The following is a 13,011-nucleotide window of genomic DNA, read 5'->3' as shown; positions in this document are numbered from 1 at the left end:
GACGACCACCGTGACGTACTTGTGGCCCTTCTTGTAGGCGACCTCGTCGATCCCGATCCGCCGCAACCCCGTCAACCGATCCCGCCCCGACCCGGTATCGGCCCACACCCGCGCCACGATCGCTCCGACCGTGCGCCACGCGATCCGCTGCAGCTCACATGTCGCACTGCCCGACATCTGGGTCGCCATCCAGGCCACCGTGTCATCGAACGACCGGGTATGCCCAGCACCGTGGCGAGCCCACGGCACCGCCGCGACCACCACCCCGTGCTCGGGACACGACACCCGCGGAGCGGCGGCCTCGACGAAGACGCGGACCTGGCCGCAGTCCAACCCTCGCCAGCGGCGTCGACCAGCACGCCGGTCATACCCCGCGCACCGCGCGTGGCACAGCCCGCACCGATCCCTCGCCCGTACATGCGGACGAACCGACACGATCACCGCACCAGCGTCTTCGTCGAAAAAGACGCGTTCGATCACCGTGTCTTGAACACCCAACACCCGACGCCATATTCTGGATTCGCGCACGCCGTACCCCGCACAAGTAGCCGACCGACCTTAGACAAGCCAGAACGCTACTGGGACAACGGCGTGCGCACCCATATGCGACACAACCACCCACGGTTACGTCAGTAGAGCCCAAAAAGACTCACGAGCAGCTAGCGCAGGGAATGCGGGGGCACTGATCCGCCGCGAAGGGCGAGTGGGTCGACGGTGGCCGGTCGGTAGGTCGCGGTGGAGAGTCGCGAGATCATGCGGTCCGTAGGGTCGGCGACGACGTCGACCCTTGCGAACAGGAAAGCCCATTCGTGCTCGTCGGAGCCGTAATAGGCAACGGTGCCGAAGGTTTCGTTGAACCGTTCCCACGCTTTGCGGAGCGTGTCGTTGCGCCACACGGTCGGGCAGCCGGCCTGGCAGGCGAGCACGCCGCCCTCGCTGAGGATTTCGGCGGAGCGTTGCAGAAACTCCTTGCCGTACAAGCGATTGTGTTGTGCGGCCGGATCGTCGTTCTCGTCGGGAAGGTCGATGACGACGACGTCGTAGCGGTCACCAGCCGCGGCGGCTTCGGCGATGAATTCGAAGCCGTCGCGGTAGTGAATGCGAGTCGGTCCGTCGGTGGCGTCGAGGTCGGCAGGGGAGTAGCCGTACGGAAGGTACTCGGCGCATGCCTGCACAGCTTGTTTGTCGATATCGACGTGATCGACCCGCTCTGCTCCTGCGGCGACGGCAATTTGGCTCGCGACACCTTCGCTGGAGCCGATGATCAGCACCCGTCGGACCTGCTCGGCCAACAGCAGAGCCGGCACCATGAGAGCCTCGTGATAGATCAGTTGCGTCGCGTCCGTGGACTGTCGCTCGTCGTCGCAGAACAACGAAATCCCTTGTGCTGTCCGGCCGATCACGACGTGCTGGAAATCGGTGTCTGCTTCGAACAGCACGTCGGTGAGGTTCCAGGATCGAGTCAATCCGGTGCCGACGGATTCGGTGACGGTCCGGACCTGAGCAGGTCCGCGCTCGACGACGCGCGTCGCCACTGACTCTGCCCCCAGTGCATCGGCCAGCAGCCGGGCCGCGTGTTGCGGGTCCGCGCTTGCGCCGCAAGTGAATACGTCGACGAAGGCTGAGCCGAGCTCCGGGTAGGTGTGGATCGATGCATGCGATTCCGCAAGTAGCGCAAGAACAGTCACGCCCTGCGGCTCGAATTGGTGAGCGATGAGATCGCACACCGTCGCGCCAGCCGCAGTCAGTGACTTACTCAGCGCTTCCTGGAGAAAAGGTGCGTCGTCCAAGCGCTTCGAGTCGACGCCGCGCAGTTCGGCTAGGACGTGATGGCCGGCAAATGCCTTGTCAGAGTTCATCAGCGAGCTTTCCGTCGACGAGGCAATACGTGCGCAGCGGCGCTATTCCGTTGAACGACACCGACGAATAGCTCGCCGTGTACGCGCCGGCGCTGAGAATGTCGAGGCGTTCGCCTGCCTTCAGGTCGCTCGGCAAGCGGTACGGAGTGTGTTGGTAGAGCACGTCATCACCGTCGCACGTCGGTCCCGCGAGGATCACGGGGCCATCTGTTTCCGGATGCCGTTCCACGGTCTCGATGCGGTAGGCGATGTATTCGTTCTCGGTTTCGGCCAGGCCGTTGTAGCGCCCGATGTCGAGGTACACCCAACGCGGATCGCCAGGCTTGACGAGGACTACCTCGGTCCGAATCAGGCCCGCCTCGGCCGTGAGAATTCGGCCGGGCTCGAAGACGATCTCCGGTGTGTGCCCTGGAAAATGCGCGTCGAGTGAGTGGTGGACTGTGCTGGCGTACTGCTCCAAGTCTGGCGCTTCGCCCGCATAGGAGACGCCGAAGCCGCCGCCCAAATTGAGTCTTCTAAGGTCGAGGGTCGTGAGTTCGGCGAAAACCTTTGCCGCGGTGCCGATTGCGATGTCCCAGGCCGAACGGTCCAGCTGCTGGGAGCCGACGTGAAACGCGAGGCCTGCCGCATCCAGCCCGGACCGCTCGGCTCGCTGCAGGAGGTCGACCGCCAACTCGGGTCCGCAGCCGAACTTCCGTCCGAACGGCGTCACCGATGCAGGCGCGTCGACCGACAGCCGGACGGTCACCTGTGCGCCGGGCGCATGCGCAGCAAGATTGTCGATGTCGCCCGCCGAGTCGGTCACGAATTCGCGAACGCCACGGTCGTAGGCGTAGGCGATGTCGGTCGCCTTCTTGATCGGGTTGCCGTACGACAGCGACCTCGGCGCAGCGCCCTCGCGTAGGCACAGGTCGATCTCCGCCGGACTCGCGACGTCGAACTCCGCGCCGGCCTCGGCCAGCGCTCGGACGATCGCGGGTGCGGGGTTCGCCTTGACGGCATAGCAGGCGCGGGCGGTGGGGAAATGGGCCCGGAACTCACCGAACCGCGCAACCACATCGTCGACATCGATCACCAAACACGGCATCGCCGGCGCATGAGTGGTCAGGAATTGCCTGATCCTTCCCAGCGCCTCGCTCACCCGGCCATTATCCACAGGTCCGCGGAGCGACCTCGCGGTGGTTTTACCCACCTCGCGTACCCCATAGGCACCGCGACGTGCAGAAAACCACTGAGAGGTCGGGGTTATCCACAACCCCGCGGGTGTGGGGTTTCGCGATGCGTTTCGAACCGCAAGGGTGCACTGATGGGAAAAGACGAGCGACCGCTCCTCTCGCGCACGGATGCGCTGTCACAGGGATACACCGACGACGAGTTGCGGCGATTCTGTGCGAGCGGTCGCCTGGTTCGCGTGCGAGCCGGTGTGTACGGACTTCCCCGATTGATCGCTGAACTCGACGCCGTGGCAAAGCACCGCTTGGCTGTGCACGCGACCATCGCCGCGCTCGACAGCCGCGCTGCAATCAGTCACGCGTCGGCGGCCGTCATGTGGGACCTGCCGCTTTGGGCAACGAGTCTGCGCCTGGTCCACCTGACGATCAGCAAGTCGAGTGGAGGTGGAAAGTCGAATCGCAGGCACGTTCATTGCGCGCCCTTCGATGACGATGAGGTAACGACAGTCGGTGAGTTGCTGGTCTCAACGGTGGTACGAACCGTCGTTGATCTCGCGCGGACGCTACCGTTCGAGCAGGCCGTGGTGGTCGGGGATGCAGCAATGCGCAAGTACAACGTCACGACGGCCGAGTTGCTGGGTGCGCTCGACCGCTGGCCACGCCGTCCGGGAGCCGTTGCGGCAAGACGTGCGATCGAATTCATGGACGGTCGAAGCGAGAGCGTCGGTGAGTCCCGAAGCAGAGTCCGGTTCTACTTGGCCGGGATCACTCCGGACCTGCAGTTCGACGTTCACGACGAAGCCGGAAAGTTTCTGGGGCGCACCGATTTCTGTGACGACGACGCGGGCGTCCTCGGAGAGTTCGACGGCGAATCGAAATACGGTCGATTGTTGTTGCCAGGACAAGACCCAGGCTCTGTCGTCTTCGACGAAAAGGTGCGGGAGGACACCCTCCGCGAAACCGGTGCCGAGGTAGTTCGGTGGATTTGGAAAGAACTAGACGAGTTCGCGGTGGTCGAAGCGCGATGGCGCCGCGCGCTCGCGCGTGCCCGATCCGCACCAACGCCACGGTGGCGCCGCTGACGTCGCGGCGGTTTTGCCGACCTCGCGCACCCCATAGGCACCGCGAAGTCGGAAAAACCTACGCGGAGTGGGTCAGCAGTGGTTGCCCAGCAGGGTGGCGATCGGGCACAAGATGCCGGCCAAGAGGCCGAAGCCGCCTTGGACCTGGGCGGGGTTGGCGCGGTTGTAGTCGACTACGCCGTCGATGACGTTGTTTCCGATCTCGGGGACGACCGTGCCGAGTGGCGGCGGAACGTGGATGAACGGCAGCACTTCGACGGGGATGTCGAACAGCGGCGGCGGGGGAGGTGGTGCGTCGGCGTAGGACGGCGAGGCCGTCAGGAGCATCGTGGGAATGGCCAATGCCGCTCCCATGGCGAACTTCGCCGCCGCACGCTTCATCATCGTCACGCCTTACTGTCAGAGCCTTGCCCTACGCTAACCCACACGTTCGTCTACGGGGCCAGATTTCGGGAGGGAGTGACGTGCTGAGGTTGCATCGAGCAGAGCGATCGAGCACGTTGGCTGCTGGGCTCGCGACGGTCCTTGCGTCCCCGTTGGCTGATCCGTTCACGCCCGAAATCGTCGCCGTACCAGCGAAAGGTGTGGAGCGGTGGTTGAACCAGCGGCTGTCGACGGTGTTGGGGGCGGTCGATACCGACGGAGTGGCTGCCAACATCGAATTCCCGTCGCCCACCCACCTTGTCGACCAGGCGATTGCCGCAGCCAGCGGCTTCGACGCCGACGATGATCCGTGGTCGCAGTCGCGCCTGCTGTGGTCGATTCTCGCGGTCATCGACGAGTGCTTGGACGAGCCGTGGTGTGGCGTGCTCGCGACGCACCTCGGTAGAGGCGAAGAGAATTTTCGAGTAGGTCGTCGGTACGACACTGCAGCCCACATCGCGGACCTCTTCCGAAGCTACGGGGCGCAGCGGCCCGCAATGTTCATCGACTGGGCGCAAGGTCGCGATACCGACGGCGCGGGGTCGTCGGTCCCTGCCGATCTCGCGTGGCAGCCGCAGTTGTGGCGGCGGGTGCACGAGCGCATCGGTGCCAGTCCGGCGCAGCGGCTCGACCGGTCGTGCGAGCGGCTACGCGACGAGCCAGATGTGGTCGACCTTCCCGGACGGTTGTCGTTGTTCGGGCCTACCCGGCTTACCAGTACCCAGCTCACAGTGTTGTCCGCGTTGGCCGTGAAACGTGATGTGCACCTGTGGCTTCCGCACCCGAGCCCGCGGCTCTGGGGACAAGTCGCTGCGTGGCCACAGGTAAGTCGTCGTGCGGAAGACGATTCCGCAGTGAGTATCGCAAATCCGCTGCTCGCCAGCCTGTCTCGCGACGTCCGTGAAGTGCAGATGCGCCTGGGCGAGCTCGTCGACGTCGACGAACATCACGACGGCACGCACACACCGGGAACGCTGCTGGCCGCCCTGCAATCCGACATCAGGGACGACCGAACTCCTTCTGCCACATCGAGTCTGGACGGTACGGTCGAGATTCATGCGTGTCACGGCGCACCGCGTCAGGTGGAAGTGCTGCGCGACTGCCTGCTACATCTGTTCGCCGCGGACCCGACGCTGGAGCCGCGCGATGTCCTTGTGATGTGCCCCGATGTCGAGACCTTCGCACCGCTCGTCCGCGCCGCATTCGGGCAGGGTGTGCTGGAACATCCCGGCCATCGGCTCCGCGTCAGCCTCGCCGACCGCGCGTTGAGTCAGACCAATCCGTTGCTCGAAACCGTTGCGACGCTGCTGCAGTTGGCCGACGGACGGGTTACGTCGAGTCAGTTGCTCGACCTCGCGGCCACCGCGCCGGTGCGCAAACACTTCCGCTTCACCGACGAGAATTTGGAACGGTTGCGCGATTGGGCGTCGGAGTCGGGCGCGCGATGGGGGATCGACGAGCGGCAACGCGACGCCTTCGGGCTGGCGGCGTTCGCGCAGAACACGATCACCACGGGTCTCGACCGGATTCTGCTCGGGGTGGCGGCCGACGAAACCGAGATCGCCTGGCTCGATCGGTCGCTGCCGCTCGACGACGTCGACAGCAACGACATCGACCTCGCAGGCCGGTTCACCGAATTCGTCGACCGAGTTGCCGCTGTCCTCGCCAGGCTCACCGGGAAGCTACCTGCGCAGGCATGGACGGTGGCTCTGACCGACGCACTGGACCTGCTCACCGCGGTCTCGACCACAGACGAATGGCAGTTGACTCAAGCGAAGCGAGAGTTGGGGGCGGCGACGGAGCACAGCTCAGGGCTCGAACTGCGGCTCCCTGACGTGCGCGCGATGCTCGCGGATCGCCTTGCGGGGCAACCGACTCGGGCTAACTTCCGGACCGGCGATCTGACGGTGGCAACTTTGGTGCCGATGCGGTCCGTGCCTCATCGCGTCGTCGTGCTGCTCGGCCTGGACGACGAGGTGTTTCCCCGCGGCGCTGGTTTCGATGGTGACGACATCACTGCGCGCGACCCACTGATCGGCGAGCGCGATCCGCGCAGTGAGGATCGTCAGTTGTTGCTCGACGCAGTGATGTCTGCCGGTGAGCGGTTGGTCGTCCTGTATTCAGGTGCAGATCCAGTCTCCGGCGCGACGCGACCTCCCGCGGTCCCGCTGGCGGAGTTGATCGACGTGATCGTGGCGACCACGGGTGCCGACGTGACGGACGTCGTTCGCCGACACCCGCTGCAGCCGTTCGACCCGCTGAACTTCCTCGCGGCGAATCCATTCGGCTTCGACACGGCCGCGTTGGCGGGCGCCTCGGCGAGTCAGCTCACCCCGACTCCGGCACCGCCGTTCTTGCCTGGCGCGTTGCCTGATCGGCGCACCGACGTGGAACTCAAGGCGCTCACCGACTTTCTGGTCAATCCGACCCAGGGCTTTCTCTGGCAGCGCCTCGGCGTTCGGGTTCGCAGTGAAGACGAGGGTGTTGTCGATGCGTTGAATCCGGAGCTCGATTCGCTCGCGAAATGGTCCATCGGTGACCGGTTGCTCGCAGCTCGCCTTGCTGGTGGGGAGATGGACGTACTTCGCGCGGCCGAGTGGCGTCGAGGAACGTTGCCGCCACACCGCCTCGGCTCCGTCGTGCTCGACGACATCACCCGCACCGTGGACGCAATCGCCGCAGCGGCGAAACCGGTGCACGCCGGCACCCCCGAAACAATCGACGTGGCAATCGATCTCGGCGACGGTCGGCAACTGACGGGGACAGTGAGCGGGATCTACGACGACGTCGTCGCCACCACCGTGTATTCGCAACTCAAGCCGAAGCACCGCCTCGAAGCGTGGGTCGCGCTGCTCGCTCTCACTGTTGCCCGTCCACGCTTGTGGCGAGCCATCACGACCGGCAGAGGACGCCGGAATCAATTGCAGCGGTCCACGCTCCTGTCGCCCGCGGACGCGCACGAGCAACTGCGCAGGCTCGTCGACCTACGCGACCGTGGCCTGACCGCGCCGCTGCCTATGGCCATCGGGGCGACGGCGACGTATGCACAGCGCCGATTTTCCGGCGCGAACGCCGAGGATGCCCTCGACGCGGCAGCGGCCGAGTGGGCCAGCAAGTTCGGCGACTGCACGGACCGGCACGTCGCCTACTTGTATCGACCGCCGACCGAGTTCGCGACCTTCGCCGCCGACGAGCCACGCGACGACGAACGCGCCTGGGCGAATGATCTGACGCGGTTCGGCGTCCTAGCAGCGCGCCTGTGGGCACCCATTCTGCGCGCCGAGACGGTGGGGACCCCATGAAATTCGAACTGACCGGTGAATTGCCGAAAGGCACAACGATTCTCGAGGCGAGTGCGGGAACGGGCAAGACCTACGCGATTGTTGGGCTCGCGACGCGTTATGTCGCCGAAGGCGTCGCAGACCTCTCGCAGCTGTTGCTGGTGACGTTCAGTATTGCTGCGACGAACGAGCTTCGGGAACGCACACGCGAGCGGTTGACGAGAACGGAAGCGGCGCTTGCTGATCCGATCATTGCTGCGGCCAGCGACGACGAGTTGGTTGCCTACCTGGCGCAGGGCGGACCCGACAAGACCGCAACGCATCGGCGCCGCCTCCGAAAGGCGTTGTCGGACTTCGACGCCGCGACCATCGCGACGACGCACAGTTTCTGCCAGCGGATGCTCGACGCGCTCGGTATCGCAGGCGAACGGGAACCGCACGCGAACTTCGTCGAGTCGATCGACGATCTCGTCAGCGAAGTTGTCGACGACCTCTACATACGAAACTTCAGTGGTCCGGTGCCACCGCTATTGAGCGTCGACCAGGCGCGCGGCGTGGCACGGGCAGCACTCGTCGACCGGCATGCGCTGCTGGCTCCCGACAGCCCGAGCAACACCGAAGCCGGGCAGCGCGTGGCGTTCGCAACGGCGGTCCGGGCCGAGGTCGAGCGACGCAAAAGGGCAACGAGCACAAGGGATTTCGACGACCTGCTCGTCCTGCTACGGGATCGGCTCACCGACGCCGAGCACGGCGACGCTGCCTGCGAGCGGGTGCGCGAACGCTATCGAGTGGTCCTCGTCGACGAATTCCAGGACACCGACCCAATCCAGTGGGACATCTTGCGGCGCGCATTTCACGGCACGACAACGCTCGTGCTGGTCGGCGACCCGAAGCAGGCCATCTACGCGTTCCGCGGCGCTGAGGTTTCCAGTTATCTGGCGGCCGCCAAGGTCGCAGACAACCACCTCGAGTTGACGACGAACTGGCGTAGTGACGCTGGCCTGATCGAGGCGCTCGATCACTTGTACGGCGGTGCGGCGCTGGGTGATTCGGCGATCGTCGTGCATCCGGTCACGGCATCGATCACCGAGTCGCGGGTACCGACGCTCAAGCCCTTGCGACTGCGCCACGTACCGCGTGCGGGCTCGGGACGGTTGGGTAGCAGCGGTTTTCCGACAGTAGAGGCTTTGCGGAAGCGGGTCGCCGACGACGTCGCAGCAGATATCGTCGCCTTACTCGACAGCGGTGCGCTGCTCGAGGTCGATGGAATTGCTCGGCCGGTCCAGCCGCGCGACATCGCGGTGCTCGTGCGCAGGCTCACTCACCTCGACTTCGTGGTCGATGCGTTGGACCGCGCCGGAATCCCGTCCGTGTTGGCCAGCGGCACCAGCGTTTTCGCTACCGAGGGCGCCGTCGAGTGGCTTCGGGTGCTGGCGGCACTCGTGCAACCGCATCGGTCCGACTGCGTGCGCCTGGCGGCGCTGACGCCGTTGCTCGGCTACACGGCCGCGCAGTTGGACAGCGGCGGAGACGATGTCGTCGCCGAGGTGAGCGGCGAGTTGCGGGAGTGGGCGGGGCTGTTCGCGGAGTCGGGCTTTGCGGCGCTGTTCGAGCGACTGTCGTCGCACACGCGGTTGGATGCGCGATTGCTGGCGACGGAGTCCGGCGAACGGTTGCTCACCGACCTGCGGCACGTTGCCTATCTGTGCAATCGCGCCTGCGTCGAGGAATCGCTCGGCCTGACCGCTCTCACCAGATGGTTGACCGAGCGGATCAAAGACCCCGCGCCCAGCGGAATCAGGGACCGCACGCGCCGACTGGACAGCGAGGCCGCAGCGGTCCACATCGCGACGATCCATTCGAGCAAAGGGCTCGAGTTTCCGATCGTCTATGTGCCGTTCGGCTGGGACGCAGCGAAGAATCCGACGCCCAGCAGCATCCTCTGCCACGACGACGAGGGCAATCGGATACTCGACGTCGGCGGTCAGTACGGACCGGGCTATCGGGAACGGCAGCGGCGCAACGGCATCGAAGAAGCCGGCGAAGAACTGCGGCTGCTCTACGTCGCGCTGACCCGCGCGATGTGTCAGGTCGTCGCGTGGTGGGCGCCTGCACATTCCACGGCACTGTCGCCCCTGCACCGACTGTTGTTGGGCCGTATGCCCGGTGTGGCGGAGCCGGAGTCGCGCATCGTCGTACCGGAGGACGCCACCGCAGAGCGCAAGCTGACCGCCTGGGGAGCGACGGCTGGCGAGGTGATCGCCGTCGAACCGGTCGGAACGCCGACCGCTCCGGTGGTGTGGCAGCCGGAACGCGCCGCCCGGACCGAGTTGGCTGCAGCGCAATTCGACCGCACCCTCGATCCCGAGTGGCGCCGCACCTCCTACTCTGCGTTGACCAGGTCCGTACACGAGACGCCGCAGGTGGGTAGCGAAGTCGAGCGACCGGAGAAGACGGACGAACCAGAGGAAGAACCCCTCGTAGAGTTGTCACCCGGTGGGCTCCCGTCACCACTGAACGGATTTCCCGCCGGGGCGGCGTTCGGCACCTTGGTGCACGAAGTGCTCGAATCGGTCGACACCAGTACGACAGATCTCGCGAGCGAACTCGTCACACGCTGCACAGAGGTCGTGGCGTTGCGGCTCGCCGACATCGACCCCGCAGCCCTCGGTGCGGCCCTGCTCCCGGTCATGGACACGCCGCTGGGATTCGGCACGCTGGGCGCAATCGCAACCCGAGACCGGTTGGCTGAGCTGGATTTCGAGCTCCCACTCGCCGGTGGTGACACGCCTGCGGCGACCGTCGTGACACTGCAGCGCGTCGCCGAATTGCTGCGCAAGCACCTACCCGCCGACGACGCGCTGGCACCGTACGCGGACCTGTTGCACACCGTCGAGTCGACGCCGCTTCGCGGTTTCCTGTCGGGCAGCATCGACGCGGTACTGCGGGTCGGCGGTCCGCGCTTCGTTGTTGTCGACTACAAGACGAACCGACTCGGTCAAGGCGATCTCACCGTCGAGCACTACACCAGGGCGAGGATGGCGGAGGAGATGTTGCGCGCGCACTACCCGTTGCAAGCCTTGTTGTATGCCGTTGCGCTGCATCGCTATCTGCGATGGCGCTTACCCGGCTACGATCCGGCGAGCCACCTCGGTGGCGTGCAGTATCTGTTCGTCCGGGGGATGGTCGGTCCCGAGACGCCGCCCGGCTGCGGTGTGTTCGACTGGAATCCTCCTGCGACGTTGGTCGTGGAGCTGTCCGATCTGTTGGCGGGCTCATGACTGCCGTACAACTCGCTCACCGGGCCGAGGGCGTGCTGCGGACGTTCAACGAGGCCGGCGTTCTCGCGGCGGCCGACGTGCACGTTGCCCTTCGCCTGCAGCGGCTCGGTGGTGAAACCTCCGACAGCGTTCTGCTCGCAACCGCGCTGGCGGTCCGCGCGGTCCGCATGGGTTCGGTGTGCGTCGAACTGCAGGGAATGTCGGAAGTGACAGTCGAGGAACCGGACCGGGACATCGCAGCCCTGCCATGGCCTGACGTCGACGACGTCGTTGCGGCGCTGCAGCGCAGTCCGTTGGTGATCGGCAGCTCGACGGGTCCGTTGCGGCCGCTGCGCCTGGTCGAGACCGACGAGGGCGAGCTCCTCTATCTCGACCGCTATTTCCGGCAGGAGCAGACGATCAGACACGTCCTCGACGAGCGTGCCCGGAGCCGGCCGAAGGTCGACCTAGCCGAGCTGTCGGGCGGGTTGAGTGCGTACTTTCGCGACGCCGACGACCCGTCCCAGCCGTCGCAAGCGCCTGATCGCCAGCGGATTGCTGCGGCGCTTGCCACGACCCAATGGACGACCATTCTCGCGGGGGGCCCTGGCACGGGCAAGACGCACGCCGTCGCGCGGATTCTTGCGTTGCTGTTGCGCCAGCACGGTCCGGGGCTGCGGATCGGTCTTGCCGCGCCGACCGGCAAGGCGGCGGCGCAACTGCAGGAGGCCGTGTCGAGTCAGGCTGACATACTGGGCTTACCCAGCGGATTGACGGCGATGACGTTGCATCGTCTCCTCGGTTGGAAGCCGGGTAGCGCCAGCCGATTCCGGCACAATGCGGCCAACCGCCTGCCGTACGACGTGGTCGTCGTCGACGAGACCTCCATGGTTCCGCTGACGATGATGTGCCGCCTGCTCGAAGCGATCCGCCCGGATGCGCGACTGTTGCTGGTCGGCGACCCGGACCAGCTGGCTTCCGTCGAAGCCGGCGCCGTGCTGGCCGACCTCGTCGCTCGCCCCGCGGTCGGGGTCGAGTCGGCGGTCCTGACGAGCGTGGTCGAGGCGGACCTCACCGCTGCCGACGACCCCAAGGAGGCGGCGCTCAGCGCGGCCGAGCGAGACCGGCTTCGTGACGGTGTGATCCGGCTCAGCCGTGGTCGGCGCTTCGGAGGTGCAATCGCGGACCTAGCCGTCGCGGTCCGGGAGGCACGGACCGACGAGGTGATGCGGTTGCTGGCCAGTTCGTCGTCCGCGGTGTCGTTGCACCCTCCCGATGATCTCGACGCGCTGCGCGACGATGTGGTGCGGTCGGCGGCTGCGGTCACTGCCGCGGCCGAAGCAGGTGACGTGGCCGCAGCTCTCGACGAAATGGAACGGCACCGTTTGCTGTGCGCCCATCGCGAGGGTCCGTACGGCGTGGCGCATTGGGCGCACCAAGCGACCGCATGGATCGGCGCGGCCACGGGGCACCCGTTGGAGCGGATGCGGTGGTACCCGGGCCAGCCGCTGCTCGTCACGGTCAACGATTACGAGTCGAAGATCTTCAACGGCGATACCGGCGTGATCGTCAAGGGACGCGACGGCTCGCTGCTGGCGGCGTTTCCTCGGGCGGGCAACCCGGTCCTGCTGCATCCGACGCGGCTGTCGGCATTGCAGACGGTGTACGCGATGACGATCCACCGCAGCCAGGGCAGTCAGTACGACACTGTGTCCGTGCTGCTGCCCGCGCAGGAGTCGTCGCTACTTACCCGTGAACTGCTCTACACGGCGATCACACGGGCCCGTAAGCACGTCCGGATCATCGGTACCGAGGAGGCGCTGCGCGCCGGAGTCGGCCGTCAGGTCCTCCGCGCGAGCGGCTTGCGCCGTCCTGTCGGGAACAGCGTTTGGTAACACGCTCGAAACAAGACACGATTCGGCATCCACTGGACA

The 13,011-nt window shown here is 65.9% G+C and carries 8 protein-coding genes; 4 read left to right on the top strand and 4 right to left on the bottom strand.

From position 1 onward, the window contains the following. The 3 genes from FGL95_RS05665 to FGL95_RS05655 form a co-directional block, all read right to left on the bottom strand. A partial coding sequence (locus FGL95_RS05665) for a helix-turn-helix domain-containing protein (RefSeq protein ID WP_338079716.1) occupies positions 1–528 on the bottom strand: 528 nt, incomplete at its 3' end. A gap of 131 nt (positions 529–659) precedes the next feature. After that, complete coding sequence (gene speD / locus FGL95_RS05660) at positions 660–1,859, bottom strand: adenosylmethionine decarboxylase (protein ID WP_169585155.1); 1,200 nt, start codon at positions 1,857–1,859, stop codon at positions 660–662. After that, positions 1,849–3,000: a type III PLP-dependent enzyme domain-containing protein gene (locus FGL95_RS05655; RefSeq protein WP_169585154.1), complete on the bottom strand. Its 1,152-nt coding sequence runs from the start codon at positions 2,998–3,000 to the stop codon at positions 1,849–1,851. The genes speD and FGL95_RS05655 overlap by 11 nt, the downstream gene beginning before the upstream one ends. 165 nt (positions 3,001–3,165) lie before the next feature. Here FGL95_RS05655 and FGL95_RS05650 point away from each other — a divergent pair, with 165 nt between their 5' ends. Next, positions 3,166–4,113 carry a type IV toxin-antitoxin system AbiEi family antitoxin domain-containing protein gene (locus FGL95_RS05650; protein ID WP_169585153.1) on the top strand — a complete coding sequence of 316 codons (948 nt, stop codon included), beginning with the start codon at positions 3,166–3,168 and terminating at the stop codon, positions 4,111–4,113. Between the two features lie 72 nt (positions 4,114–4,185). On the opposite strand, the gene FGL95_RS05645 is transcribed toward FGL95_RS05650, so the two are convergent. Then, positions 4,186–4,497 (bottom strand): hypothetical protein, encoded by a 312-nt coding sequence (locus tag FGL95_RS05645; RefSeq protein WP_169585152.1) that lies wholly within the window; start codon positions 4,495–4,497, stop codon positions 4,186–4,188. Between the two features lie 80 nt (positions 4,498–4,577). On the opposite strand from FGL95_RS05645, the gene recC reads away from it, so the two are divergent. The 3 genes from recC to recD are packed head-to-tail and all read left to right on the top strand — an operon-like array spanning position 4,578 to position 12,972. Next, complete coding sequence (gene recC, locus FGL95_RS05640) at positions 4,578–7,838, top strand: exodeoxyribonuclease V subunit gamma (protein WP_169585151.1); 3,261 nt, start codon at positions 4,578–4,580, stop codon at positions 7,836–7,838. After that, positions 7,835–11,098 (top strand): UvrD-helicase domain-containing protein, encoded by a 3,264-nt coding sequence (locus FGL95_RS05635; RefSeq protein ID WP_169585150.1) that lies wholly within the window; start codon positions 7,835–7,837, stop codon positions 11,096–11,098. The genes recC and FGL95_RS05635 overlap by 4 nt, the downstream gene beginning before the upstream one ends. Continuing rightward, positions 11,095–12,972, top strand: a complete 1,878-nt coding sequence (recD, locus tag FGL95_RS05630; RefSeq protein ID WP_169585149.1) for an exodeoxyribonuclease V subunit alpha — start codon at positions 11,095–11,097, stop codon at positions 12,970–12,972. The genes FGL95_RS05635 and recD overlap by 4 nt, the downstream gene beginning before the upstream one ends. Positions 12,973–13,011: the final 39 nt, after the last annotated feature.

The organism is Antrihabitans stalactiti, from assembly GCF_012932915.1.
GTDB classification, from domain to species: Bacteria; Actinomycetota; Actinomycetes; order Mycobacteriales; family Mycobacteriaceae; genus Antrihabitans; species Antrihabitans stalactiti.
The sequence above is the reverse complement of the archived record's forward strand: the minus strand, read 5'-3'. Positions and strand labels throughout refer to the sequence as shown.

Coding starts and splice junctions, on each gene's coding strand:
- speD (WP_169585155.1), bottom strand. CDS start 1,859: ATGAACTCTGACAAGGCATTTGCCGGCCATCACGTCCTAGCCGAACTG.
- FGL95_RS05650 (WP_169585153.1), top strand. CDS start 3,166: ATGGGAAAAGACGAGCGACCGCTCCTCTCGCGCACGGATGCGCTGTCA.
- FGL95_RS05645 (WP_169585152.1), bottom strand. CDS start 4,497: ATGATGAAGCGTGCGGCGGCGAAGTTCGCCATGGGAGCGGCATTGGCC.
- FGL95_RS05635 (WP_169585150.1), top strand. CDS start 7,835: ATGAAATTCGAACTGACCGGTGAATTGCCGAAAGGCACAACGATTCTC.
- recD (WP_169585149.1), top strand. CDS start 11,095: ATGACTGCCGTACAACTCGCTCACCGGGCCGAGGGCGTGCTGCGGACG.